21 protein-coding genes are annotated in these 22461 nt (G+C 61.8%); 10 read left to right on the top strand and 11 right to left on the bottom strand.

Annotation, left to right across the window (positions count from 1 at the left end; genetic code table 11):
• The first annotated feature begins 70 nt into the window (after window positions 1-70).
• The gene (locus VGD45_RS11080; RefSeq protein WP_331155359.1) at window positions 71-529 is read left to right on the top strand and encodes a hypothetical protein; all 459 of its coding nucleotides are present in this window, start codon (window positions 71-73) and stop codon (window positions 527-529) included.
• Here the strand turns inward: VGD45_RS11080 and VGD45_RS11075 are convergent.
• The gene (locus VGD45_RS11075) at window positions 526-1686 is read right to left on the bottom strand and encodes a DUF3089 domain-containing protein (RefSeq protein ID WP_331155358.1); all 1161 of its coding nucleotides are present in this window, start codon (window positions 1684-1686) and stop codon (window positions 526-528) included. The genes VGD45_RS11080 and VGD45_RS11075 overlap by 4 nt on opposite strands.
• A gap of 274 nt (window positions 1687-1960) precedes the next feature.
• Here VGD45_RS11075 and VGD45_RS11070 point away from each other — a divergent pair, with 274 nt between their 5' ends.
• On the top strand, window positions 1961-2899 hold the full coding sequence (locus VGD45_RS11070; protein ID WP_331155357.1) for a putative Ig domain-containing protein: 939 nt from the start codon (window positions 1961-1963) through the stop codon (window positions 2897-2899).
• A gap of 25 nt (window positions 2900-2924) precedes the next feature.
• Here the strand turns inward: VGD45_RS11070 and VGD45_RS11065 are convergent, their stop codons facing one another.
• Window positions 2925-3857 (bottom strand): alpha/beta hydrolase, encoded by a 933-nt coding sequence (locus tag VGD45_RS11065; RefSeq protein WP_331155356.1) that lies wholly within the window; start codon window positions 3855-3857, stop codon window positions 2925-2927.
• A gap of 163 nt (window positions 3858-4020) precedes the next feature.
• Here VGD45_RS11065 and VGD45_RS11060 point away from each other — a divergent pair, with 163 nt between their 5' ends.
• Both VGD45_RS11060 and VGD45_RS11055 read left to right on the top strand, forming a co-directional pair.
• A complete protein-coding gene (locus tag VGD45_RS11060) occupies window positions 4021-4851 on the top strand; it encodes an NAD(P)-dependent oxidoreductase (protein ID WP_331155355.1) in 831 nt (276 codons plus the stop codon).
• A gap of 41 nt (window positions 4852-4892) precedes the next feature.
• Window positions 4893-5945 (top strand): glycerophosphodiester phosphodiesterase, encoded by a 1053-nt coding sequence (locus tag VGD45_RS11055; protein WP_331155354.1) that lies wholly within the window; start codon window positions 4893-4895, stop codon window positions 5943-5945.
• Here the strand turns inward: VGD45_RS11055 and VGD45_RS11050 are convergent.
• Window positions 5914-6732, bottom strand: a complete 819-nt coding sequence (locus VGD45_RS11050; protein ID WP_331155353.1) for a hypothetical protein — start codon at window positions 6730-6732, stop codon at window positions 5914-5916. The genes VGD45_RS11055 and VGD45_RS11050 overlap by 32 nt on opposite strands.
• Before the next feature lie 175 nt (window positions 6733-6907).
• Between VGD45_RS11050 and VGD45_RS11045 the strand changes: the two genes are divergently transcribed.
• Both VGD45_RS11045 and VGD45_RS11040 read left to right on the top strand, forming a co-directional pair.
• Window positions 6908-9277 carry an autotransporter domain-containing protein gene (locus tag VGD45_RS11045; protein WP_331155352.1) on the top strand — a complete coding sequence of 790 codons (2370 nt, stop codon included), beginning with the start codon at window positions 6908-6910 and terminating at the stop codon, window positions 9275-9277.
• A 3-nt stretch (window positions 9278-9280) separates the two neighbouring features.
• Window positions 9281-10924: a caspase family protein gene (locus VGD45_RS11040; protein ID WP_331155351.1), complete on the top strand. Its 1644-nt coding sequence runs from the start codon at window positions 9281-9283 to the stop codon at window positions 10922-10924.
• Here VGD45_RS11040 and VGD45_RS11035 read toward each other — a convergent pair.
• Together VGD45_RS11035 and VGD45_RS11030 are read right to left on the bottom strand one after the other, a co-directional pair.
• A complete protein-coding gene (locus VGD45_RS11035) occupies window positions 10921-11436 on the bottom strand; it encodes an NUDIX hydrolase (RefSeq protein ID WP_331155350.1) in 516 nt (171 codons plus the stop codon). The two genes, VGD45_RS11040 and VGD45_RS11035, sit on opposite strands and share 4 nt — an antisense overlap.
• A 3-nt stretch (window positions 11437-11439) precedes the next feature.
• Window positions 11440-12216: an SDR family oxidoreductase gene (locus VGD45_RS11030; RefSeq protein WP_331155349.1), complete on the bottom strand. Its 777-nt coding sequence runs from the start codon at window positions 12214-12216 to the stop codon at window positions 11440-11442.
• Window positions 12217-12516: 300 nt separating this feature from the next.
• Between VGD45_RS11030 and VGD45_RS11025 the strand changes: the two genes are divergently transcribed.
• The 3 genes from VGD45_RS11025 (at window position 12517) to VGD45_RS11015 (ending at window position 14023) form a co-directional block, all read left to right on the top strand.
• On the top strand, window positions 12517-12717 hold the full coding sequence (locus tag VGD45_RS11025; RefSeq protein ID WP_331155348.1) for a hypothetical protein: 201 nt from the start codon (window positions 12517-12519) through the stop codon (window positions 12715-12717).
• 224 nt (window positions 12718-12941) lie between these two features.
• Complete coding sequence (locus VGD45_RS11020) at window positions 12942-13340, top strand: MbcA/ParS/Xre antitoxin family protein (protein WP_349263253.1); 399 nt, start codon at window positions 12942-12944, stop codon at window positions 13338-13340.
• Window positions 13337-14023 (top strand): RES family NAD+ phosphorylase, encoded by a 687-nt coding sequence (locus VGD45_RS11015; RefSeq protein WP_331155346.1) that lies wholly within the window; start codon window positions 13337-13339, stop codon window positions 14021-14023. The genes VGD45_RS11020 and VGD45_RS11015 overlap by 4 nt, the downstream gene beginning before the upstream one ends.
• 157 nt (window positions 14024-14180) lie before the next feature.
• On the opposite strand, the gene VGD45_RS11010 is transcribed toward VGD45_RS11015, so the two are convergent.
• The 6 genes from VGD45_RS11010 to VGD45_RS10985 all read right to left on the bottom strand — a co-directional run bounded on the left by VGD45_RS11010 (window position 14181) and on the right by VGD45_RS10985 (window position 21632).
• Entirely contained in the window at window positions 14181-15236 is a 1056-nt protein-coding gene (locus VGD45_RS11010) for a 2-oxoacid:ferredoxin oxidoreductase subunit beta (protein WP_331155345.1), read from the bottom strand.
• 1 nt (window position 15237) lies between these two features.
• Complete coding sequence (locus VGD45_RS11005; protein ID WP_331155344.1) at window positions 15238-17091, bottom strand: 2-oxoacid:acceptor oxidoreductase subunit alpha; 1854 nt, start codon at window positions 17089-17091, stop codon at window positions 15238-15240.
• Complete coding sequence (locus VGD45_RS11000) at window positions 17037-18893, bottom strand: FAD-dependent oxidoreductase (RefSeq protein ID WP_331155343.1); 1857 nt, start codon at window positions 18891-18893, stop codon at window positions 17037-17039. The genes VGD45_RS11005 and VGD45_RS11000 overlap by 55 nt, the downstream gene beginning before the upstream one ends.
• Before the next feature lie 86 nt (window positions 18894-18979).
• Entirely contained in the window at window positions 18980-20266 is a 1287-nt protein-coding gene (locus VGD45_RS10995) for an esterase/lipase family protein (RefSeq protein ID WP_331155342.1), read from the bottom strand.
• 16 nt (window positions 20267-20282) lie between these two features.
• Complete coding sequence (locus VGD45_RS10990) at window positions 20283-20720, bottom strand: copper chaperone PCu(A)C (RefSeq protein WP_331155341.1); 438 nt, start codon at window positions 20718-20720, stop codon at window positions 20283-20285.
• Between the two features lie 15 nt (window positions 20721-20735).
• Window positions 20736-21632: a LysR substrate-binding domain-containing protein gene (locus tag VGD45_RS10985; RefSeq protein WP_331155340.1), complete on the bottom strand. Its 897-nt coding sequence runs from the start codon at window positions 21630-21632 to the stop codon at window positions 20736-20738.
• Between the two features lie 234 nt (window positions 21633-21866).
• Between VGD45_RS10985 and VGD45_RS10980 the strand changes: the two genes are divergently transcribed.
• Entirely contained in the window at window positions 21867-22406 is a 540-nt protein-coding gene (locus tag VGD45_RS10980) for a peroxiredoxin (RefSeq protein WP_331155339.1), read from the top strand.
• Window positions 22407-22461 lie beyond the last annotated feature (55 nt).

The raw sequence follows: 22461 nt of genomic DNA, 5'->3' as shown, positions 1-22461 counted from the left end.
GTCACCGTTGCATACGTTGAGTACCACTTCTATTAATATGGCGAGCCAACGTTGATCCGGTAAAACTTCCATGCGTAACACTTTCCCGGCCTGTTCGACTGCACTGATGACCGCGGCGTTGCTGGCATCGTCGGCCTGCAGTAAGCCGGAGCCGTCCGCACAGGCCACGCCGCCATCGCCCGCGCCCGCAGCGCAGGCGTCGGAAACATCGGAGCTGGGCCAGCCGGCCGATCCGCGCTTCATCGGCAAGATCTGGGTTTCGACCACGCCAGGGCACGCGCGCGGCACGCTGCTGATCTTTCTACCGGATCGCTCGCTGTTGATGGACTCCTGCCACGAGACCTATCGCATCTCGAAGTGGGGCGCGGAGGGCGATCAGATTCGCTGGATCGAAGACGCCATTCCCATCCAGGCGACTCTGTCGATGCCCGACGAGAACAATCTGAGCCTGCAGCTCGCCGGGCAGGACAGGGTGCAGTCGTACGTCACCGCGACGGTGCCGTACGTCTGCCCCGAGATGCCGCGCTAATTCACGAACGTCGGCCGTGTGATCACGCGCTTCGGCGGGTTCGCCAGATACTGCGCGACGCGCAGCTCGACGTTCTTGCGCAGATTCATCGCGAACAGGTGGTAATCGTAGACGTGATAGTTGTCGCGCCCCATCGGGCGCGATGAGTAGTTCGCCGAACGAATCTGCCGAACCAGCAACATGCCATTCACGCACTGCGCGTCAGCGATCCCAGGCTCGACGATGGGCTTGGCGTCGATGAACTCTTGCGGCAACTCTTTCAGATCGGCCAGCGCGCCCGCGAACTTGCCGGGATAACTCACGCCGCCGAGATTCAACGCCGCTTCTGCCGGCGCACCGTCGGTCTTCCACGTAAGCGGATTCACACAGATGTTCTTGCTGGTGTCCGCGAATTGCTTTGCCTCCGGACCGACCGCATTCCACGACACCATACAACCGGTCTGCTCGGCGGACTGACACACCGGCACATCGGGCACTGTTCGGGCCAGAGCTTCGCCGTCGAGACTGAAGCCGATCGGATACGCGGCCACGAGGCGGTTGCGTAAGTGAGAGCCCGTGATACGTCGCTCCAGCAGCTTGGCCAGATGCGCCGAGCCCTGGCTGTGAGCAGCGAGAACGAACGGACGATCGCGGCTGTAATTCTGCACAAAGTAATCGAAGGCGCGCTCCACATCGTTGTACGCGAGCTGCAGGGCCGAGGCGCCGCTGCCTGTGTCGTCGATGAAAGAGTAGATGGTCGCCTGCCGGTAACGCGGCGCGTAAATCCGACAGCAGCCATTGAATGCCGCGGCCTGGCCGCGCATCACAAACAGGTCGGTGAGCTGATTCACCTGCGCGTCGTCGAGGGGCTGGTTCCAGTTGGCCGTGCCGAAATACGTGGTGGGATGGATGAAAAACACATCGACCGCGGCGTCTTTCTGTTGGTCCATTACACCAATTGCGGGTAAGGCATCTGCTGAATCTTCGCGCTCGGGCAGCGCGGCCCAGCTCTCTACGCGCGAGTAATCGGGCGACGCGGGACTCGCTGCATTCCTGAAAGGCGCTGCAGGTTTGAGCTTATTGAAAGCGATCAGCATGCCGATTTCTTCGCGATATATATAACTCGCCGCGCCCGCGAGCAGCGCCACGAGCAGCGCGCCCGCCAGTATCTTTTTCATGTTTCATCTCCGCTGACTTGTTTTGTGACACTGCAATGAACGCATTTGCAGACAGTGTCTGAAGGTTACGACATTTTGCACAAGCTGAATTCTTTTCGTTAACTGCGCGCGCCCACAAAGCGACACTCCGGCGCATCGACAAGCACGCAAGCAGGCACGCATGCGATGGCCGACCAGGACGAGTCAGGCAGAACGGCAGATCGCAAAGGGTGGGTGAGCGCTGCATCGCATGCGTAGCGGTGCAGCTCCCGTGTCATACCCGCGAGGATTGTCCATGCGCACTTGGATCAAGCGCGCGCCCAATTTGGGTGCGTCCGCACTTTTTTTTGCCGCGATTTGCGCGCTCACGTTGTTCACCGGTGTAGTCGAGGCTGCAGTCACTATTTCCGGCACTCCGAATACTCGATTCGGCACCAATTCCTGGTATAGCTTCCAACCGACCGCGAGCGATCCGGCTTCGAAAACGGCGCTGCGCTATTCCATCACCAACAAGCCGAACTGGGCGAAGTTCTCGACCAGCACCGGCCGTCTCGAAGGTGCGACACCTGCCACCGCGGGCACGTACTCAAACATTCGGATTTCAGTGAGAAGCAGCACGGGCACCGCGAGCCTGCCGGCGTTCTCCATTCAAGTCTATTCCGGCACCAGCGGCGATGGCGGCACGACCAATCGTCCGCCCGTGCTGAGCGGCACGCCGACGACGTCCGTGACCGCGGGCAGCGCGTACAGCTTCCGTCCGACCGGCTCTGATCCCGAAGGGCGCACGCTCACCTGGTCGATCACCAACCGTCCGAGCTGGGCCACTTTCAGCACGACCACGGGCGCGTTGACCGGTACGCCGAGCGCGTCGAACGTGGGCACGTTCTCCAACATCGTGATCTCGGCCAGCGATGGCACGAATCGCACTTCGCTCCCGGCGTTCAACATCGCCGTGGTGGCCCAGGGCAGCAGCAGCGGCTCGGCGTCGCTGAGCTGGACTCCGCCGACCACCAACACCAACGGCACGCAGCTGACCAATCTCGCCGGTTACCGTATTTACTACGGCACCAGCCCCAGCAGCCTCACTCGCACCGTGCAGCTGAGCAACGCAGGCCTCACGCGTTACGTCATCAGCGATCTGTCGCCCGCGACTTACTACTTCTCGATTCGTGCTTACTCGTCGACCGGCGCGGAAAGCTCGGGATCGAACGTCGTGACCAAGGTCGTTCAATAACGCAAGGCCCTCGAGCTGACGCGGGTCAACGTTTGCGCCGGGACAGCCAGTCAACCATCGTGTTGCTGACTGTCTCGGCGGCATCTTGCTGGACAAAGTGATTCGCGCCAGGGATGGTCATGATCGTGAGATCCTTCTCTACCCACTGCCACGTGCCATTGAGCGCGCCCGGCAGCAGAGCCTGATCCTCCAGACCGTGGAACATCAGCACCGGCACTTTCACTTTCGGAAAAGTGAAGTCCGCCGGCGGCGGGGGCGCGTCGGGCTTGGGATAATTGGCTTTGTAATAATTCAGCATGGCTTCCACATCGGACTGCTGGAAGGCCTGCAGATAACGCGGCCTCGCCGCGGGATCGGTCACCCACTGCGTGAGCCGCTCCAGTGAAATCACCTTGTGCGCGTCCGGCTTCTGGAAGTTGAAGGCGTACTCGCTGTTTTTCTTCTGCTGTGGATTGGTGGCGATCTCGCGGGCGATGCCGGCGGGATGCGGCAGATTGCAAATGATCAACAGCTCGGTGATGTCGGGCCGGCGCATCGCCACGTTCCAGGCCAACGAGCCGCCCCAGTCGTGGCCGACGATGACGGCCTTATCGACTTTCTCGGCCTTGACCACGGCGGCAATGTCGCCGACCAGCAGCGGCATGGCGTAGTTCTCCACGCCCTTGGGCTTGTCGGAAAGGTTGTAACCGCGCAGGTCGACGGCGGCCGTGCGATAGCCATGGTCGGCGAGCGCGCGCATCTGCTTGCGCCACGAGTACCAGAAGTCAGGAAAGCCGTGGATCATCACGACCAGCGGGCCCTGGCCGAGTGCCGCATAGTGGATCTTCACGCCGCCGGCATCGGCGTATTTGTGTTCGACCTGATTCCACACGTCCGTGTCGGTGTCGTCGGCCATTACATTTCCCCCTTGCAGTACCAGCCCAAGCGCCATCCACATCGTCAAGGCTGCGCCGCGCATGCGAACTCCTTCGCTGATGCCTTCAGGCGAGCCGACTATATAACGACGCGACGCAAGTTACTGCCCGACAGTTGGACCGTGCGTGCGCATCCGGCGCGCGTGGCTATGCTCGCTGTGCGGATCGGGCCTATGATGGCGCGTCGTCCCATTCGTTGGAGCTCGTATGTCTCTTCGCGGCAAGACTCTCTTCATCTCAGGTGCATCGCGAGGCATCGGTCTGGCGATTGCTTTGCGGGCGGCGAGGGACGGCGCCAACATCGCCATCGCGGCCAAGAGCGATCAACCCAATCCCAAATTGCCCGGCACGATTCACACTGCGGCCGAGGCCATCGAGGCGGCCGGGGGCAAGGCCCTGCCCATGCAAGTGGACATCCGCGACGAGGATGCAGTCGCGGCGGCGGTGAAGAAATGCGCCGAGCATTTCGGCGGCGTCGACATCCTGGTCAACAACGCCAGCGCCATCTCGCTCACCAGCACACTCGATACGCCGATGAAGCGCTTCGATCTGATGTTCGGCGTCAACGTGCGCGGCACGTTCGTGTGCTCGCAGGCGTGCATCCCTTATCTCCAGGAGTCCGCCAAGGCCGGGCGCAATCCTCACATTCTCAATCTGTCGCCGCCGTTGAGCATGAAGCCACGTTGGTTCGCGCCGCACGTGGCGTACACCATGGCGAAGTACGGCATGAGCATGTGCGTGCTCGGCATGGCCGAGGAATTTCGTCGCGACGGCATCGGTGTGAACGCGCTCTGGCCGCGCACGATCATCGCGACGGCTGCGCTCAATGTGATCGCGCTCGCCGATCCAAAACGCGGTCGCAAGCCGGACATCATGGCGGATGCGGCGCATGTCATCCTGACGCGCGATCCGCGCAGCTGCACCGGAAACTTCTTCATCGACGACGAGGTGCTGGCCAGCGCAGGCGTGACGGATCTCGACGAGTACGCGGTCACTCCTGGCAACAAGCAGTTTCAGCCGGACTTCTTCGTCGACTGATGTGGGCGCGCTGCTGTTTCATTCTGGCGATGGTGTTGACGATGGGCGAATCGACACAGGCGCAATCCCCGGCTGCAAATGAGAAATGGGCGACGCTGGACGGCGCGCCGCCAGTGATCATCGCTCATCGCGGGGCATCCGGTTATCGCCCCGAGCACACGCTGGCGTCTTATCTGCTCGCCATCGAGTTCGGCGCGGACTATGTCGAGCCCGATCTGGTCGCCACTCGCGACGGTCATCTGATCGCGCGACACGAGCCGCTGCTCGATGACACCACCGACGTGAAGTCACGGCCGGAGTTCGCCGCGCGGCGGAGTGCGAAGACGCTGGATGGCAAGGAAGTCACTGGCTTCTACGCCAGCGATTTCACGTTGGCCGAGATCCGGCAGCTGCGCGCCGTGCAGCCCAATCCCGAGCGCTCGAAGGAATATGACGGCAAGTTCACGGTGCCCACCTTCGAAGAAATCCTGGATCTGGTGCAACAGGAATCCGCACGGCGTGGCAGACCTATTGGACTCTATCCGGAAACCAAACATCCGGGCTTCCACCTTGCCTTAGGGCTGCCGTTGGAAGATCGACTGCTCGATGCATTGAATCGACGTGGATTGAACAAGGCGGGCACGCCGATCTTCATCCAGTCGTTCGAAAGCGCAAACCTGCAGTACCTCCGCCCCAAGACACCGCTGCCACTGGTGCAGCTGATGGACGAAGGCTCGCTGATCTATGACGCCAGCGGCAAGCGAGTGACGAGCGTGCTCATTCCAGACTTTGGCGACCACCGTGGGGGCGCGCGTCCCACCAGCCTGGCCGACGTCGCGAAGTACGCGAATGCGATCGGCCCATGGAAGCGGCAGATCCTGCGCGACGTTGGGCAGCCCGCGTTGCTGACCACGACCGTGATCGAACAAGCGCACCAAGCCGGCCTTCGTGTGCACACCTATACATTCAGAAACGAACCGGCGACGCTCGCGCCCGAGTATCGCAACGATCCCCTCAACGAGTATCGTCGCTTTTTCGAGTTGGGCATCGACGGCGTGTTTTCCGACTTTTCCGATACGGCGCTCAAGGCGCGGGCGGAATGGCGATCTCGCTGATCCCGGGCCAATCGCGCACCCAACAGCAGACGTGATCGAATCCTTCGATGGTTCGCTGCCGCGCTTGTGGATAGCGCGCGAAATATCTCGCCGTAGTAGCAGCGGGCACGACCGTATCGTTCGCACCCCGCAGATGTAACTCCGGCCACGGATGTGGCCTATCGCTCGACGCAGGATTCAACGACTGCGACATCCGCAGATAATTGTGATGCTCGGTCCAGGCATCGGTATCCAGATTGGCGGCGATCGTGACGACGGACGTAACATTCTCGAGCCGCTCGGCAATCAGCACCGCCAGCGTGCCGCCTCCGCTGTAGCCGACCAGTGCAATTTCCTTGGCGCCAGTCCGACGCTGCGCCTCGCGCACCGTGGCGGCCATGCTCTCGACGATCTCGGAAGAATAACGAGCGCCGGTCCAGTGCTCGACCGTGCATTTGTCCGAACGAAGTCCGTGGTAACACGGTCGCGTTATGTATGCTCCCGGCGCACGCGAGCGGATCATCATTTCCAGAGCGAGCGGGTGCCGCGTGGTGGGATCGGTGCTCGGCACGCGGCCATCGCGCCAGGGAATGCCGTCACTTTCCAGAAATATCGTCAGCGGCGTGGCAGAGGCGGGCGCGCCGTTGCGTTTCATATAAATGAGGCTTGGAAACTCACCAGCGGAAACCTGAACGATCTCCAGCCCAGCGGCGCGCGCGCGCCGGTCGAGCAGCTGCCCCGGCGAGGCGCAGCCGCCGATGACCATCATCGTGACGAGCACGATATTAAGGGCAAACCTTAGGCTCATGACATGCGATTGCGACGTGCGTCACAACTAAAGTCAACCTCGGCCGGCAGAGTGAGAAGGTCGTCAGGCTAAAGGTCCATTGTCCCCGCTCGAGCATCGCTGATAAATACGCGCGGCACGGAGTGCAGCATTTCGCTGGCCATCGAATACGAATACCAAAACGGGAGAGCTTGCGATGAAGGTGACGACGCTCGGTCGAGCAGGACGCTCGTTGGCTGCATGGATGGGAGGCGTGGCGTTGCTGGCGTTGGCCCCGCTCGCGCAGGCGGTGCCGCCCACCTTCAGCGGCTCGGTCAATATTCCCATTCCCGACGTTGGCCAAAGCGTAATCGTGAACCTGCGTCAGGCGGGCGCGGTCAGCGGCTCGGCGCCGATCGACATCGGCACCGGTCAAGGCGTCGTGCTGCTCAACGGACAGCCGATCGCCCTCGGCATCGAGCCTTACTATCGCGGCGAAGTCGGCAGCACGGTTTGCGTGCGGCTCTTCAATACCGACTACGTGCCGTTCGGGGAGGACACATTGACGGCCCCGCTGACGGCGACCAATCAGCTGGACGAAACCGGCACGACGGGTTTCCCCGGCATCCTCATCGTGAACGCTCCTGGCCCCGGCATCGTGACCAATCCTGAACAGGAAGCGGCTTGCGACGACCCCAATCTGCCGCCCACCGCCAGCATCGACGGCGGTAACCGCGCGGTGAACGATACCGATGGCGCTCCGGGCGAAAACGTAACGTTCAGCGCGACGGTCAGCGATCCCGAAGGCGAGATGCTGGACTTCGCGTGGTACGTCGTCGGCGCCGAAACGCCGTTCTCGACTTCACCCAATCCGACCGTCGCGCTTCCGGACGGCGCCTCCGTCATTCGCCTCGTGGTCAGCGACCAGGGCGGCATTGGCGCGTCGGACGAAGTCACGATCACCGTCGGCAACGCATCGGGCCCGACGGCGAACGCGGGCGCGGATCGCAGCGTCGAAGATTCGGACGACGAGGAGGGCGAGGACGTCACGCTCGACGCCAGCCTGTCCACCGATTCGGATGGCGAGATCGTTTCCTATCGCTGGTCCCGAGTCACCGATGGTGAGACTGAAGAAGTGCTCGGCACAAGCGAATCGCCCACTCTGCAGGTGCGTCTGCCCGATGGCGAGAATCTGATCCGGTTGCTGGTGACGGATAACTCGGGTCTGCAGGGCTCCGACAGCGTCACCATCACCATCGACGCCGGCCAGGTCATCACGACGCTCTCTGATATCCCCAATCTCTCGCCGAATCAGCGTCGTGTCGCGATGGCGTTGGATCGTATCTGCGGTCAGCTGCGCGATCTGTCCAGCGGCGAAGGGCCCGCACTCACCGCCGATCAGCAGGATCTGCTGACCCGTTGCAACGGCTTGCAGATCGACAACACGACTTCGAATCAGGTCGCCGCGCTCGACGAAATGGTTGCTGACGATTTCGCTGTCGCGCGGACACAGACGTTGTTGTTCGCCAACACTCAATACGCCAGCGTCATGGATCGTTTGATGGCGCTGCGTGGCGGCGCGAAAGGTTTGAGCCTCGCCGGTCTCAACATCATGGTCGACGGCAAGCTCGTGCCGCTCGCGCAGTTGCAGGATATGGCGAAAGGGCTGCTGGGCGGCGGCGCGAGCGCCGACGAGCCGGGTGGTCTGCTCAGCGACAAGTGGGGCATGTGGGCGCGCGGCAATTTCAGCTTCGGTGAGAAAGATCGCAGTGTGAACGCACCGGCGTTCGACGCGGATCAGTGGGCGTTAGTGGGCGGCGTCGATTATCGCTTCAACGACAAGCTGGTCGGCGGTCTGTCGCTTGCCTACGGTCAGTCGAGTATCGAATTCGAGCCGCGCGACGAAGGCGGGCTGGAAACCGATACTTATGCCTTTTCTCTGTATGGCTCAGCTTACGCGGCTCGTAACTTCTATTTCGACGCCATCGTCAATGTCGCCAACGCCGACTACGGCGCGGACCGCAATATCTCTTATGTGGACGGCGTCGGCCTGGTGGATGTCGATGCGCACGGCGATACCGACGGCATGACGTACAGCGCGGGTCTGTCGGGCGGATATGACTTCCTGATCGGCGGGCTGACGTTGTCGCCGACCGTGGGCCTGTTCTACATCGACGCCACTATCGACGGCTTCACCGAGCAAGGCGCGGGCGGCTTGAACCTGATCTACGACGAGCAGACCTTCCAGTCGTTCACGGGCAATCTTGGCTTCCGCGCCACGTACGCCTGGAACCTGAGCTGGGGCGTGCTGCTGCCCCACGTGCGTGTCGATTATGTTCGCGAATTCAAGGATGACGTGGACGTATTCGGCGTGCGCTTCGCGGCCGATCCGAATGCGAACAGTACGCCGCCCATCCTGGTGGAGACCGACAATCCCGACGAGTCGTACTGGCGTCTGGCCACCGGCATGTCGGCGCAGTTCATCCACGGCATCTCGGCGTACATCGAATATCAGCGTCTGCAGAGTTTCGAATTCATCAGCTTCCAGGACGTGAGCCTGGGCCTGCGATTCCAGAGAAGCTTCTAAACCATGAGCACACGTCATCTGCCGAAGACTCTGGGTCGCTTCGCGGCGCTGCTGGCGCCCAGCCTGTTCGTCATTGCTTCCGCCGCCGCGCCTACCGCGGCGGAAAAGGAAGCGGCGACCAAAGGCATGGTGAAGCGTTCCGAGCTGGAGATCGTGGATTGTTTGTTGCCCGGCCAGGTGCGCCAGCTCGGTAACAGCAGCTTCCTGTCCCAACGGCGGCCGATTCGGACCACCCTTTCCGAATGTTCGATTCGCGGCGGTGAGTACGTCGCTTACGATCGCGCCGACTTGCAATCCGCGCTGCGCATCTGGATGCAGGCCGCGGAATCGGGCGATGTAGAAGCCCAGACCAACGTCGGTGAAATCTACGAGCGCGGCATGGGTGTCGCGCCCGACTATGAAGCCGCGGCCAAGTGGTATCAAAAAGCGGCCGACAAAAACTACGCTCGCGCGCTGTTCAATCTGGGCACGATGTACGAGCAGGGCCTCGGCGTGCCGCAAGACGGGCTCAAGGCGCTGAACTTGTATCGGCAGGCATGGGGCGTGCCGGAAGACAATATCATCTTTGCTTCCGCCGCCCAGCGCGAGCAGGACGAGCTCCGCAAGGAGCTGGAAGCCGCCATCGCCGAGAAAGATGGGCAGCTCGAGCTGCTGCAGAAACAATTGAAGGACCTGCAGGAGCAGTTGGCCAAGAAGGCGGCGGTGGATCGGACCGCGGACAGCAGCAGCAAAGAAATCGAAGCGTTGAAAAAGTGGATCGGTCAGCTGCAAGCGGAGCGGACCAAGAACACCGAACGTCTCGCGGGCATTCCGAAGACCCGCACTCCTAAGGGCACGACCGAGCTGGCGCAGCTGCCGCCCACCGCGGACGAGCGGACGCTGGCGGGCATGAATTTCGGGCGCTACTACGCCATCGTCATCGGCAACCAGAATTATCAGAGCATCGAGAGTCTCGAAACCCCGAAGTACGACGCTGAGCGCGCCGCGCGCATTCTTGCCGATCGTTACGGTTTCACCGTGTCGATTCTCGAGGACGCCAACGACATCACCATGTTGAAGGCCATCAACGATCTCAACGCGGTGCTCAAACCCGAGGACAATCTGCTCATCTATTACGCCGGGCACGGCGCGCGCCTGCCGAGTGGCAAGAACGAAGCGGGTTACTGGCTGCCGGTGAATGCGGACGCGCCGCCCAAGGATACCTTCTGGGTGCCGAACGAACAGATCACCGGTCATCTCGGCCGCCTGCCCGCCAGGCGGGTGCTGGTGGTCGCGGATTCTTGCTACGCCGGCTTGTTGTCCACCGATCCGAGCTATCTGTTTCTCAACGACAAGGTCAGCTATTCGAAGGACTACATCAAATTCAAGCTGCCCAAGCGCTCGCGGCTGCTGCTCTCATCGGGCGGCGACAAGCCGGTGCTCGACGAAGGCAGCGGCGGCAACTCTGTGTTCGCGCGCGCCTTCCTCGACGAGCTGGAAAGCAATCAAGGCATTCTCTCCAGCCCCGAATTGTTCAGCCGCATCCGCAAGCGTGTCGAGGTCGCCGCGCAGAAGAACAAGTTCGTGCAGACGCCGGAGTTCAAGTCCATCAAGGGCGCGGGCCACGAAGTGGGCGATTTCTTTTTCGTGCCGAGGGCGAAGAGTTAGCTCTTCGCCGCGCGCCACGCTTCTTTGTCCCAAATCTCCACCGGTTCGGAGATCGTGGCGCCGTTGAGGAAATTCGGCAGGACGCTGGGCAGGCTGTGCGGATAAAACCATTCGCGGCTGCTCAGGATCTCGCTTTGCGTCCACCAGCGCGCGTCGAACAGATCGTTTTGTTCGTGACCGTCGCGAAACGTGCTTTGAATAATGGGCGCGGGACCCCGTAAACGCACGGTGGAGATCGCCTCGTGCTGCAAACGTCGCACGCCGCGATAGTCGTAGATGACATCGCGTCGCCACGTGGGTGGCTGAACCTGTTCCGGGTCTATGACGATGCCGGTCTCTTCACGCAGCTCGCGTATCAACGCTTGCACATGCGTTTCGCCGGCTTCGATGCCGCCGCCCGGCAGTTCCCAGGCGGTGCCAAATTCCGGATTGCCGAATTCGCCGACTTGCAGCAGTAGCACGCGATCGTTCTCATCGAGAACGACTGCGCGCACCACGTCGCGCTCCAGCATTGCTCAGCCGCCGCGGCCCACGATGCCGCCGCCGTCGATGACGATGGTCTGACCCGTCATGAACGAGCCGCTCGGGCCCGCGAGGAACACGGCCGCGCCCGCGATCTCGTCGGGCTCGCCGATACGACGCAGTGGATACGCCTTCACGGTGTGCTCGTAGACCTTCGGATCTTCCCACAGCGTCCGGGCGAAATCGGTGCGGATCAGGCCGGGGGCGATGCAGTTGGCGCGGATATTCTTCGGGCCCCACTCGGCGCACAGATTGCGCGCCAGCGCCATGTCCGCCGCTTTGGACAAGCCATAGACGCCGAGCGTCGGCGAGCCGATCAGGCCGGCGATGGAAGAAATGATGATGATGGAGCCGCCGCCACGCTCCGCCATCTGCGGCAGCACCATGTTGCACAACCAGAAGTTGCTGCGCACGTTGCTGTTCATGACTTTGTCGTACGCATCGTCCGGCATATTGATCGACGGACCGTAATACGGATTCACGGCGGCATTACACACCAGCACGTCGATTCCGCCCCAATGTTTGCTCGTGTCGTCGACCAGCTTCTGCAGGTCTTCCTTGCGGCTGATATTGCAGGCGAGCGCGATCGCTTCACCGCCTTTGTCCTTGATGGCTTTCACCACTTCCTCGCACGCGTCGAGCTTGCGACTGGTGACGACCACTTTGGCGCCATGCTCCGCCATCCGTTCGGCGATCGCGCGTCCGATGCCGCGACTGGAGCCGGTGATCACTGCGACTTTGCCGGTGAGATCGAACAGAGTTGAAGTCATGACGTTCCCCATCGGTGCAAACAAACGACGTGCTTGTTATTGGCGAGCACGATCATAACCAAGCAGTCGCGCGGCTCCTACCGCCAATCCGAACAAGCGACAGTTAAATGACAGTTTTATGTGCGCTAATGAGTCAAGTTTCGTCGAGCGCACTGCATGTCGGAAAAAGGCGTGTGAATGCGCGAACTGTGCGCCCTGTCGCTAAACAGCGGCAGTCGTGTGCCGATGTTAAGGACTGACCTGAGCGGAACTGCCTACGCGAGCGGAACGTTCTTAGTTCGGAAAGACGCCGAGGTTGTTATGAAATCTACGCAGCAATGGGGAAAGCATCTCCGCGAATTGGTGAACGCCAGCTTGGATCCGATGGTCTACGCTCTGCAGTGGGCGCACGATCCGCGCTGCCTGCAGCAGGTGGGCGCCAAACATCGCCGCGTCGGCGCGCCGATTGAACGTAATGCGGCTGTCTGCAGGCTGTGGCTCTCCCAGCGCGACCGTAGCTGAGAATCGTCTGCGTCAGTCACGCCATTTCTGGGCAAACCCGCCCTTAACTGAACGATTTGGCATGGAGCGCGGCAGGTAAGCTGCGCTCATGTTCTCCCTCCCGTCCTCCGCCGTATTGGGCGATCGCTGACAGGCTCAAGGAGTCGACCATGTCAGAGGCACTGCCATGGAAATCAGTCCCGGATTGGAGTAATTTAGCAGTTACTCTATTAGAGGACTGCGTCATGCTTCAGCCCCGAAGTCTCGAGCGCGCCGATTTCGATCCGGATGAGTTGGGCGCCGCCGCCCTGACGGCTTTTTTCAACATCACCGCCGCCTGGCGGCTGGGGGCCGAGGAAGAGCGGGTATTGCTGGGCTCGCCGCCCCGTTCGACCTTCTTCAAATGGAAGAGCGACCGCGCCGCGCGCTTGTCCGCGGATACTCTGGAACGCATCAGTTACGTGATGGGCATTTACAAGGCGCTGCATATCCTGCTGCCGACCCAGGAGATGGCCGACGCCTGGGTGAAGAAGCCCAATACCGCGTCGGGCTTCGGCGGCAAGCCGGCGCTGGAAAGGATGCTTGCCGGCCGGGTGGTGGACCTGGCTGATGTGCGTCGCTATCTGGACGCCCAGCGCGGATGACGGCCGACCCACGCGCGGTCACGCTCCGCTGGCAAAAGAGTTACCGCATCGTCGCGACCCGGCATCCGCCGGTGAACGTGTTCGAAGGGATTCTGTCGGCCCGACAGATGGACCTGGGTTGGTTCATCGAGAGTCTCACCAACGATCGTCTGCGCGACGAGCGTGGTGAAGCGCCGGTGATGCCTGACACGGATCGGGTGTACGGTCCGGGCGCCTCCATCGTGATGGCCACCTTCACGCACACTGGTTTTCCCAGTCGCTTCACGGACGGCAGCTACGGCATCTACTACGCCGCGCACACGCTGGAAACGGCCGTGCGAGAAACCGCCTTTCACCGCGCGAAATTTCTGGCGGCCACGAGCGAACCCCCATGCGAGGTCGACATGCGAGCTTACGTGGGCCGTCCGTTGCAGCCGTTCCTCGACATTCGCGGCCCACGTTTCGATCACCTGCATCACCCGGACGACTACGCCACACCGCAGGCGTTCGCGAAGCCTTTGCGCGATGAAGGTCATTGGGGCCTCGTGTACAGAAGCGTGCGCCACGAAGGCGGCGAATGCATCGCGGCATTCAAACCGCAGGCCATCGCCATTCCGGTCGCCGGCGCGGCGCTCGCCTACGTGTGGGATGGCGAGCGCATCACCAAGGTCTACGAAAAGTCGGAAGTGCTGTTCGAGCTCTGAAGCTGCTATTTCCGCCGGGGTATTTGTTTGCTGACCCCCCGCGTTGCCACTGAGAGATCTTTCCTCTCGGCCTCCCGCAGGGAAATAAAAAAATAATTTCCCCCTCCCGTCCACGGGAGGGGGCCAGGGGGTGGGTCTTCCGGCCGGCTGGAGACACTCAGCGATAGCGCGCCAGAATCTTCTCCAGCCCCTTGGAGCCTGGACTCAGCTGCGCGTACGGCAGCTGATTGACCGGCGTCGCCGTGGTGCCGTTCATGTCGTGAAACTCCGGGCTGCTTTCGTCGATGTAAATCAGCCCGGTGACGAACTCGTTCAGCGCCAGCTTGTCGCGCAGATAGTTGAACGCCTTGCCCCGATGCGTCGGGTCGTACGACGGATCCAGCTTTCGCAACAGCACGCGGCTGCCATCATGCAAGGCGATGGGCATGGTGTCGCCCTGCGCGTACTGCGCGGTGATCTCACGCGCCGGCGGAACGAAGTCGGCGTGCACCACCTCGTCATAGTTGTCGCGCACGAACTCGTAACTCTTGGTCGAGCCTTCGTGATCGTTGAAGGTCACGCACGGCGACAGCACGTCGATCAGCGCGAACCCTCGATGTTTCAAACCGGCGATGATCAACGGCACCAGCTGCTCTTTGTCGCCGGAGAAGCTGCGCGCCACGAAAGTGCCGCCGAGTGTCAGCGCGGCGAGCACCGGATCGATGGGCGGTTGCAGATTCGCTTCTCCCTTCTTGGCTTTGGAGCCGATGTCGGCGGACGCGGAGAACTGCCCCTTGGTCAACCCATACACCCCGTTGTTCTCGACGATGTAGAGCATGTTCAGATTGCGACGCATGGCGTGCGCGAACTGACCGAAGCCGATGGACAACGTATCGCCGTCACCGGACACGCCGATGTAATAGAGATCTTTGTTGGCCGCGATGGCGCCCGTGGCAATCGACGGCATACGTCCGTGCACCGAGTTGAAGCCGTGGCCGCCGCTGACGAAATACGCCGTAGTCTTGGAGGAGCAGCCGATGCCCGACAGCTTCACCAGTTGCTCGGGCCGCATCGACATTTGCCAGCACGCTTCGATGATGGCCGCGGTGATCGAATCGTGGCCGCAGCCGGCGCACAAGGTCGACATGCCGCCTTCGTAATCACGTCGCGTCAGGCCCAGCTCGTTTTTGGGCAGGCCGGGATGGGCGATCTTGGGCTTGGCGATGAAGCTCATATCAGACTCCCACGGCCAATTTCTGTTGAGGCGCGGAGGCCAGCACGCCGTCGACGATCACGCTCGACGACATGGGCAGCCCGGCGTAATACAGGATGGAATGCAGCTTGGCTTTTTCCACCGCTGTCTCGAGCGTTAGCAGGCCGCGCAACTGGGCGTCTCGATTCTGCTCGACGACGAAGATATGCGAGTGACTCGCGAGGAAATCTTCGACCTCCTGGCCGAACGGAAAAGCGCGCACTCGCATGTAGTCGATCTGAACGCCGCGACGACGCAGCAGATCCAGCGCTTCGCGCACCGCGCCGTCACAGCTGCCCAGCGACACGATGCCCAGGCCAGTGGAATTTCGGCCGTCGAAAACCGGTTTGGGAACCAAGGTTTTCGCGGTGTCGAACTTACGCTTCAGACGATCGAGCACGATCTGATATTCGGTCGCGTCTTCGGTGTAGCCGCCGTATTGCGTGTGCCCCGAGCCACGCGTGAAATACGCGCCCTTGGGATGGGTGCCGGGCAGAGTGCGATAGGGAATGGCGTCGCCATCCTTGTCGAAGTAGCGATAAAACTTGTCGATCTGTTCCAGCTGCTCCTGGCTGAGCACTTTGCCGCGATCGGGTCGATAGTCGTCGTCCCATTTCAGCGCCGGGCACATCCAGTCGTTCATGCCGATGTCCAGGTCGGACATGACGAACACCGGCGTCTGCAGCCGCTCCGCCAGATCGAAGGCCTGCACCGCCATGTAGAAACATTCCTCGGGACTGTTGGGAAACAGCAGGACGTGACGTGTGTCGCCGTGCGACGCATAGGCCGCGAGGGTCAGATCGCACTGCTGGGTTCGAGTCGGCATGCCGGTCGACGGGCCTACACGCTGAATGTCGAACATCACCGCCGGCACCTCGGCGTAATAGGCCAGTCCGATGAACTCGTTCATCAAGGAAATGCCCGGACCGCTGGTGGGGGTAAACGAACGCGCGCCATTCCAGGCCGCGCCGATGACGGTGCCGATAGCGGCCAGCTCGTCCTCACATTGGACGATCACGTAATTGCGCTTGCCGGTCTCCGGATCGATGCGCCATTTCTGGCAGAAGCTCTTGAACGCATCCATCAGTGAAGTCGACGGCGTGATGGGATACCACGCGCCAACCGTCGCTCCTGCGTACATACAACCCAGCGCGGCCGCCGTATTACCGTCGATCATAATGTGATCGGCGGTCTTGTCCATGCGCCGCACGCGCAAGGCCAGGGGGCAGGGAAAATGTTCCTTGGCGTAGTTGTAGCCGAGCTCCAGCGCCCTGACGTTGGACTCCAGCAGCGACTTCTTGTTCGCATAGCTTTCGCCGAGCAACGCGCGCATCACGTCGAGCTCGATATCCAGCAGCGCGCCCAGCGCGCCGGCATAGACGATGTTCTTGAGCAGGATGCGCGCACGCACGCCCTGGAATGTCTCGTTGCAGATACGGGCGAGCGGCACGCCGAATATGGTGATGTCATCGCGTTTGAGCAGCGCCGGCCGAGGCCAGGTCGAGTCGTACAACAGATAGCCGCCGGGGCTCACTTCCTTCACGTCTTTCGCATAAGTCTCGGCGTTCATCGCCACCATGAAGTCGATGCGGCCGGAGCGGGCGACGTAACCGTCGCGCGAGATGCGGATCTCGTACCAGGTGGGCAGGCCCTGGATGTTGGAAGGGAAGTAGTTCTTGCCCATCACCGGAATGCCCATCCGGAAAATGGATTTCATCAATAACGTATTGGCGCTGGCCGAGCCGGTGCCGTTGACGTTCGCGAGCTTGATGACGAAATCGTTCAGGCGATCCGGCGTGTCGGTGCTGGCCGAGCTGCTGGCTGGTGCGTGCTGCATGGAGAGGTCTCGTCGCTCGCATAAGGAATGCGGATTTTGGATTTCTGCATGTCCCACGCCGCCGTCGGGCAGCGTTCGGCGCACAGTCCGCAATGTACGCAGACGTCTTCGTCTTTGACCATCACCCGCGCCGTATGTTGCAACGGCCCGGACACAAACAGCGGCTGCGTCACCCGCAGCGAGGGCGCTTTCAAACGCGCGCGAATCTCGGCCTCCGTGCCATTGGCTGTCATGGTCAGACAATCGACGGGGCAAATATCGATGCACGCATCGCACTCGATACAAAGTCTGGCATCGAACACGGTCTGCACGTCGCAATTCAGACAGCGCTGCACCTCGGCGGCGGCTTGCTCGGCCGTGAAGCCCAGCTCCACTTCGATGTCGATCTTCTTGAAACGCTCCTTGAGGTCGACGTGCGGCATCAGCCGACGTTCCAGCGGGTTGTAATCGTTCTTGTAGGCCCACTCGTGCAGGCCCATTTTGCGGCTGGACAGGTTCAGCATGCGCGGCGGCCGCTGCGTCACGTCCTGTCCCTGACAATACTTATGTATCGAGATCGCCGCCTGGTGGCCGTGCTCCACGGCCCAGATGATGTTCTTCGGGCCGAAGGCCGCGTCGCCGCCGAAGAACACGTTCGGTCGCGTCGACTGAAACGTCGTTGCGTTCACCTTCGGCACGTGCCATCGATCGAACTCGATGCCCAGATCGTTCTCGATCCAGGGAAACGCGTTTTCCTGACCGATGGCCAGGATCACGTCGTCGCACGGGAAGAATTTTTCGCCGACCACGCGCTCGGCGGTGATGCGGCCGTTCCCATCCAGATCGTATTCCATCAGGTCGAACAGCATGCCGGCGAGCTTGCCCTGCTCGATCACGAACGACTTGGGTGCGTGATTGACGACGATCTCGACGTTCTCGGCTTCGGCGTCTTCCAGTTCCCATTCGGACGCCTTGAAGAAGCCGCGCGGCTTGCGGGCCATGACTTTCACATCCACCGCGCCGAGGCGCAGCGAAGTGCGACAGCAATCCATCGCGGTGTTGCCGACACCGATGATCAGCACGCGCCGGCCGATCGCTTTGACGTGATCGAAGGCGACCGACTCGAGCCAGTCGATGCCTATATGAATATTCGGCGCGGCCGCGGGCTCGGTGCGCCCGGGCAGTTTGAGATCCTTGCCCTTGGGCGCGCCGCTGCCCACGAACACGGCGTCGAACTCACCGGCGCCGAGCAGTTGTTTCATGCTCGTCACCGGTGAGCCCAGACGCAGATCCACCCCCAAATCGATAATGAAGCCGATTTCCTCGGCCAGCACCTGCTCCGGCAGACGGAATGACGGAATATTAGTGCGCATGAGGCCGCCGGGCGTGCGCCACTTCTCGAAAATAGTGACTTCGTAGCCGAGCGGCATGAGATCGTTGGCGACCGTGAGCGAAGCCGGCCCGGCGCCGATGCAGGCGACGCGCTTGCCGTTTTTCCGGGCCGGCGCCTTGGGCAGAAACGGGCGCACGTCGTCGCGATGATCGGCGGCGACACGTTTCAATCGGCAGATGGCGACGGGTTCGTTATCAGGCGCGGGTTCGACTCGGCCGCGTCGGCAAGCGGGCTCGCACGGACGATCGCACACCCGGCCGAGAATGCCCGGGAATACGTTGGACTCACGGTTGACGAGATACGCCTCGGTGAATTGTCCCTGCGCGATCAGGCGAATGTATTCAGGAACGTCAGTATGGGCCGGGCACGCCCACTGGCAATCGACGACGCGATGATAATAGTCAGGATTTCCAGTATCGGTTGGTTGCACCGCTACTTAGCCCCCTATCACGACGAACACCGCGCCGAAACGTCGCCGCCGCGGTGGTTGATTCGATCGGTTCGGTAAGGGTACACCTAAGCAGTGTGGGGCACCACCGCCGCGGGGCTCATGAACTCCGGAGTAATGACGGGATCGAGAATGCGCCGTCGGCTGTCGAGCGAGAGACGGTCCCAATGGACTTTGTGGGTGGCAGCCGCCCGCAGCTCGGTGTCGGTCACAGTACGGACGAGCTCATTCGCGGCCACGGGTCGCGTGGTCGACAGTTGAGCGGTCCGTCCTTCCTTCAGGATGCCGTTCACCGCGGCCAGAACTTCGTTGTTGTTGGTGAGCGCGCCGTGATTTTCCTGAACGAACCAGGTTGCCGCACCATCCCAGAGAGCGCGTGACAACGGCACGGTGCCATCGCCGTCGCGCCGGATCGAATACTCGAAACCGCCATCGACCACGCGCAACGATGTGACGGTTTCTTGATGAGTGCCCACGATGACCGCGCAGCGTTCATCGGGCGGCGGCATCCGGCTGCGGACTTTCGAGGCATGAGCCAGCATGGTCGCGTCCGGCGCCAACTCGTCCTGCGGCCATTGCGAGGGGTCGAACAAATCGGGCTCGTTCGGCGACAGCACCGATGGCAACATTTGATAAAGACCGGGCAGGGTCAGGAACACTGCGCGAGCCAATGCTTCGGCGCTGTTGTGATGATCGAGTGCAGCGATCTTGCGCACGGTCGGATAGACGGCCCGCAGCGCTTGCACGGGGGCGAACGAACCATGGTTCGGCGCGCCCAACTGGATCAACCTGTGAATGCGGCGTGCTCGGTCGTTGGCCAATGCGATTCTGGCGACCAGGCCGCCCATGCTGTGAGCGACGATGTGAACTTTGGACGCGCCCGATCGTTCGATCGAGTGCAGCAGCGCCCGGGCCAGCGTTTCCAGGTCGGCGCGCCAGTCGAACGGATGGAATATCGGACGAAAGCCCGCGATCTCCAGCGACAGTCGCAGTTTCAGATAGCCGGGCAGCATGACGCCCAACGCGCTCAGCGCCGTGCCGCCGGGTAGCGCCAGTTGCGACAGCCCGCCTTCCGCGATGGCGGTCGGATGCAGCCACAATAGCGACGTGGTCTCGCCGTTTGCGGAGCCGAGTCGCGAACCCATGATTCCGGGCAATACGAAAACGACTTCGCCCCCTGTGTCACGTTCGTTGCCGCGATCCGCTGCAAGCTTCGCGAGCTGAGCCAGCTCACGATATTCGCGTTCGCCGAAGTAAGCGCTCAGCAATGCCGCATGCGCGCCGGATCGCAGCAGCGCCACGACCTGGTCTTCATGCAAATCGGCGGGGCTGGGCGGGGCGGGTGAGTTGGACATGTGCTGCTAAACGCCGCTAGCGTGTGCCGGGTTCAACGACCAGCACTTGCACCGTGCGGCTGCCGGCTTTTTCGAATTGCAGCGTCATGGGAAAGCGCAAACCCGCGGGCAGCGGCTGCCGCAATCCCATCAACATGAAATGCGCGCCGCCCGGCGCAAACTCGAACGGCTCGCCGGCCGCGAGCGGTGCGGTCGGCAGCGGGCGCATTCTCATCATGCCGTTCTCTTCGCTGCTCGTGTGCATCTCGATGTGATCGGCGACCGTCGTCGTGGACGAGATCAGCGTATCCCGTTCAGCAGCCGTGACCTTCATATATACGGCCGCGACTGTCGCACCCGCGGGCGTCGCGTTCGCCCACGCGTCGCTGACAGTCAGGGGTTCGCGAGCCTGACCGCAGGCGGCGGCCACCAATGCGACGACGATGACAGCGAGATTCCGTAGCACTCGATTCATGCGGCACACCGATCCTCAGGTCTTCTCGCTCATCGCCGTCTTGATGACTTCGCACATGGCGTCGATCGCCTGGGTGCGCGAACTGCTCTTGCGCCACACAGCGCCGACGGTGCGTGTCGGCACCGGTCGCGCGAACGCCTTTACCGCCAGGCCCTGTCCCGAGCCGAACGGACCGCGCGTCGCCAGATCCGGCAGCAGCGTCACGCCGAGACCGGCTGCGACCATTTGTCGCAAGGTTTCCAGACTGGTGGCGCGATAGTCCTCGTTCTCTTTGACATCGATGCGGTTGCAGACGTCGAGCGCCTGGTCGCGCAGACAATGCCCGTCCTCGAGCAGCAGCAGCGTCTCCCCGGTCAAGTCATCGAGCTTGATATGGGATTTCTTCGCCAGCGGGTGATTGTGGGGCACCGCGACGTTGAAGTCTTCGTGATACAGCTCGCGCGCTTCGAGGCCGTCCATGGGCACGGGCAGCGCCAGGATCGCCACCTCGATCTCGCCGTCGCGCAATTTCTCCAGCAACTGCTGGGTCTGATATTCGTACAACATCAGTTTCAATTGCGGTAACTGCTTGCGCAGCCGGCGCGCCACCAGCGGCAGCAGGTAAGGGCCGATGGTCGGTATCAATCCGAGCTTGAGTTTGCCGGATAAGGGGTCATGTTCGTTGCGGGCCAGCGAGATGATCTCGTCGCTCTCCTGCAGGATGCGGCGGGCGAGCGGCAGGATTTTCGCGCCGGTGTCGGTGAGCGTCACGCGTCGCGGCTGTCGCTCGATCAATTGCACGCCGAGGTAGTTTTCCAGCTTTTTCAGCTGCGCCGACAAGGTCGGCTGGCTCACGAAGGAGCGCTCGGCGGCCTTGCCGAAGTGCTTGGTGTCGGCCAGGGCCACGAAGTAACGCAGGTCGCGCAGGTTCATGGGTGAGTAACCCCAATTCTTGTCACACGGGGCGTGTAAAATAGCCTCATAGGTTTAGTCTATCAAAAAACCCGAAACAATCGATTGGCGATTGCGGGTCGGATCCGCATAATTGCATCCGTCGCTTCAGGGTGCTCGACGAAGAGCGGCCTGGAGCACGTCTTTAACGCTTGTTCTCTCTAATGGCGCCCAGCCCAAAGCCAGCGCTAAATTTTGTTGATGGAGGAGTGATACATGTTAGGTGTCGGACAAAAATTCCCGCAGTTCTCGCTGACCGGCGTGGTGTCGAACGATCTGAACAGCGCGTTCCAGCCGTTCGATTCGAACAGCAACTCCGGCAAGTGGAAGGTCGTGTTCTTCTGGCCGAAGGACTTCACCTTCGTCTGCCCGACCGAGATCGCCGCGTTCGGCAAGATCAACAAGGAGTTCAACGATCGTGACGCCGTGGTCTACGGCGTGAGCACCGATTCCGAGTTCGTCCACCTCGCGTGGCGCAAGGACAAGGAAGAGCTGCGCAACCTGCCGTTCCCGATGCTGTCGGACATCAAGCGCGAGCTGACCTCGGCGCTCGGTGTGCTCGACGCGGAAGCCGGTGTCGCTCAGCGTGCGACGTACATCGTCGACCCGCAGGGTGTCATCCGCTTCGCGTACGTCACCGATCTGAACGTCGGCCGCAGCCCTGAAGAAGTGTTGCGCGTGCTCGACGCGCTGCAGACCGACGAGCTGTGCCCCTGCAACTGGAAGAAGGGCGAGGACACGCTGAAGGCTGCTTGAGCCTGAGCGAAGCATCGCTCGTTCCATTGATGATGGATGGGGCGCCGGCGCGGGC

The organism is Steroidobacter sp., from assembly GCF_036402275.1.
Taxonomy (GTDB): domain Bacteria; phylum Pseudomonadota; class Gammaproteobacteria; order Steroidobacterales; family Steroidobacteraceae; genus Steroidobacter.
The sequence above is the reverse complement of the archived record's forward strand: the minus strand, read 5'-3'. Positions and strand labels throughout refer to the sequence as shown.

Bases quoted from the DNA above. Each gene is read 5' to 3' on its own strand.
- VGD45_RS11020 (WP_349263253.1), top strand. From the start codon at position 12,942: ATGCTTCAGCCCCGAAGTCTCGAGCGCGCCGATTTCGATCCGGATGAG.
- VGD45_RS11075 (WP_331155358.1), bottom strand. From the start codon at position 1,686: ATGAAAAAGATACTGGCGGGCGCGCTGCTCGTGGCGCTGCTCGCGGGC.
- VGD45_RS11030 (WP_331155349.1), bottom strand. From the start codon at position 12,216: ATGACTTCAACTCTGTTCGATCTCACCGGCAAAGTCGCAGTGATCACC.
- VGD45_RS11045 (WP_331155352.1), top strand. From the start codon at position 6,908: ATGAAGGTGACGACGCTCGGTCGAGCAGGACGCTCGTTGGCTGCATGG.
- VGD45_RS11025 (WP_331155348.1), top strand. From the start codon at position 12,517: ATGAAATCTACGCAGCAATGGGGAAAGCATCTCCGCGAATTGGTGAAC.
- VGD45_RS11050 (WP_331155353.1), bottom strand. From the start codon at position 6,732: ATGAGCCTAAGGTTTGCCCTTAATATCGTGCTCGTCACGATGATGGTC.
- VGD45_RS10990 (WP_331155341.1), bottom strand. From the start codon at position 20,720: ATGAATCGAGTGCTACGGAATCTCGCTGTCATCGTCGTCGCATTGGTG.
- VGD45_RS11005 (WP_331155344.1), bottom strand. From the start codon at position 17,091: ATGCAGCACGCACCAGCCAGCAGCTCGGCCAGCACCGACACGCCGGAT.
- VGD45_RS11040 (WP_331155351.1), top strand. From the start codon at position 9,281: ATGAGCACACGTCATCTGCCGAAGACTCTGGGTCGCTTCGCGGCGCTG.
- VGD45_RS11060 (WP_331155355.1), top strand. From the start codon at position 4,021: ATGTCTCTTCGCGGCAAGACTCTCTTCATCTCAGGTGCATCGCGAGGC.
- VGD45_RS11015 (WP_331155346.1), top strand. From the start codon at position 13,337: ATGACGGCCGACCCACGCGCGGTCACGCTCCGCTGGCAAAAGAGTTAC.
- VGD45_RS11070 (WP_331155357.1), top strand. From the start codon at position 1,961: ATGCGCACTTGGATCAAGCGCGCGCCCAATTTGGGTGCGTCCGCACTT.
- VGD45_RS11080 (WP_331155359.1), top strand. From the start codon at position 71: ATGCGTAACACTTTCCCGGCCTGTTCGACTGCACTGATGACCGCGGCG.
- VGD45_RS10995 (WP_331155342.1), bottom strand. From the start codon at position 20,266: ATGTCCAACTCACCCGCCCCGCCCAGCCCCGCCGATTTGCATGAAGAC.
- VGD45_RS11065 (WP_331155356.1), bottom strand. From the start codon at position 3,857: ATGCGCGGCGCAGCCTTGACGATGTGGATGGCGCTTGGGCTGGTACTG.
- VGD45_RS10985 (WP_331155340.1), bottom strand. From the start codon at position 21,632: ATGAACCTGCGCGACCTGCGTTACTTCGTGGCCCTGGCCGACACCAAG.
- VGD45_RS11035 (WP_331155350.1), bottom strand. From the start codon at position 11,436: ATGCTGGAGCGCGACGTGGTGCGCGCAGTCGTTCTCGATGAGAACGAT.
- VGD45_RS11055 (WP_331155354.1), top strand. From the start codon at position 4,893: ATGGGCGAATCGACACAGGCGCAATCCCCGGCTGCAAATGAGAAATGG.
- VGD45_RS11010 (WP_331155345.1), bottom strand. From the start codon at position 15,236: ATGAGCTTCATCGCCAAGCCCAAGATCGCCCATCCCGGCCTGCCCAAA.
- VGD45_RS10980 (WP_331155339.1), top strand. From the start codon at position 21,867: ATGTTAGGTGTCGGACAAAAATTCCCGCAGTTCTCGCTGACCGGCGTG.